The following is a 1,550-nucleotide window of genomic DNA, read 5'->3' as shown; positions in this document are numbered from 1 at the left end:
GATTTTGTTGAAAAAGTCGTTGGATTTGACGTTGCGCGTTGAGCTACTGCGCTGATTTTGTTGAACGACCGGTGCCTGATCCAGCTTTTAGCCTGTGGCGGGCACTATTGGCTTGAGTTTTGCTAGTTTGCGGAGGTTTTGGGCGGTTGCGGCGAGAGTAAATTCATCTTGGACGCCGCATGGGCCTCGCAATCGAAGCCTGCCCAACCCGAGGATGCGTTTGAGGTGTGCGAAGAGCATTTCGACTTTCTTGCGGAGGTTTTGGGCTGTCGGATTGAACTCTGATGCTGTGCATTCTCGGGCGAAGTCTCTCACGATTTCGTATTTCTCGCGGCGGATACGTCGGGTGTCTTTGTTGGGGCAACATTTGTCTTTTGATGGGCAGCCTCGGCAGTCAGATTTGAGCGCGCTGTAGTTCTTCGCTTTCAGGTCTGGCGCATTCCGAGCTGGGTCAGAGTAATTGCGTCTGGTATGACGGAGCTCTTTGCCTTCTGGGCATATGTATCGGTCGTTGTCTTCGTCCCAGGTGAAGTCGGACCGCGACCAGGTGCCATCCTTGCGCTTTGAATGGTCAAAGACAGGGATGAACGGGAGGATCTGCCGCTTCAGTGTCAGCCAAACAAGGTTGTCAGCTGACCCGTATGCCGTATCTGCCGCGATCCAATCAGGTTTGACGCCAAAGCGCTCTTCGGTGCGATCAATCATCTTGCGCATGGCACCCACTTCCGCCTGCCGGATCGACCGTGAGGCATCCACATCCATGATGATCCCATGATCTGTGTCGATGAGATAATTGTCAGAATAGGCAAAGAATGCTGGGCCTTTGCGCGCGGCAGTCCACTGGCTGGCCGGGTCTGCGTGGGCGGTAAACTTGGGTGTGACCTCACTGGCTGCGCCAAAAGCCTCATCATTCAGAACGTCGAGATACTCGCGCACCGCGCGTGGCGCGTCGTTGGGATCAACCTCTCGTGCCGCCCAATCTTCGGGGTTGCTGGAGTTCTGTTTCTGAACATCGGCACTGATCAAGCTGGCATCCACGGCGAACCCGTGGCCGCCGACCAATCCTTCTTTCATGCAGCGCGCAACGGTCATCTCGAACACATGCCGCAACAGATCACTCTCGTGGAAACGGCCGTGGCGGTTCTTTGAAAAAGTCGAGTGGTTCGGAATACCGTCGGTCAAATCGAGACGGCAGAACCACCTATACGCCAGATTCAAATGCACCTCATCGCAGAGCCGCCGCTCGGATCGGATGCCGAAGCAATACCCCACCAACAACATCCGGATGAGCAGCTCGGGATCAATCGAAGGGCGACCTGTATGGCTGTAGAAGTTCGCCAGATGTGCCCGGATGCTGCTCAGATCGACAAACCGATCAATCGACCGTAGCAAGTGATCTTGGGGGACATGATCTTCAAGCGAGAACTCGTAAAACAAAGCCGCCTGCGCTTCCTGCTTTCGACCCATCATCGCCAATCCTCCCGATCAATAAGAGAATTGAATCAGCAGTTCACCTGCCGATCAAGGAAGAGTTTTTCAACAAAATCGGC

Annotated in this window: 1 protein-coding gene; it reads right to left on the bottom strand. The window is 54.6% G+C overall.

What is annotated here, in order from left to right; all coding sequences use genetic code 11:
* Positions 1 to 87: 87 nt before the first annotated feature.
* Positions 88 to 1,470, bottom strand: coding sequence for an IS1182 family transposase (locus tag AADJ11_RS20320; protein WP_341236232.1), 1,383 nt, complete (start codon positions 1,468 to 1,470; stop codon positions 88 to 90).
* Positions 1,471 to 1,550: the final 80 nt, after the last annotated feature.

The sequence above is a fragment of the uncultured Sulfitobacter sp. genome, from assembly GCF_964021855.1.
Classification (GTDB): domain Bacteria; phylum Pseudomonadota; class Alphaproteobacteria; order Rhodobacterales; family Rhodobacteraceae; genus Sulfitobacter.
This window is presented reverse-complemented; position numbering and strand designations above follow the sequence as displayed.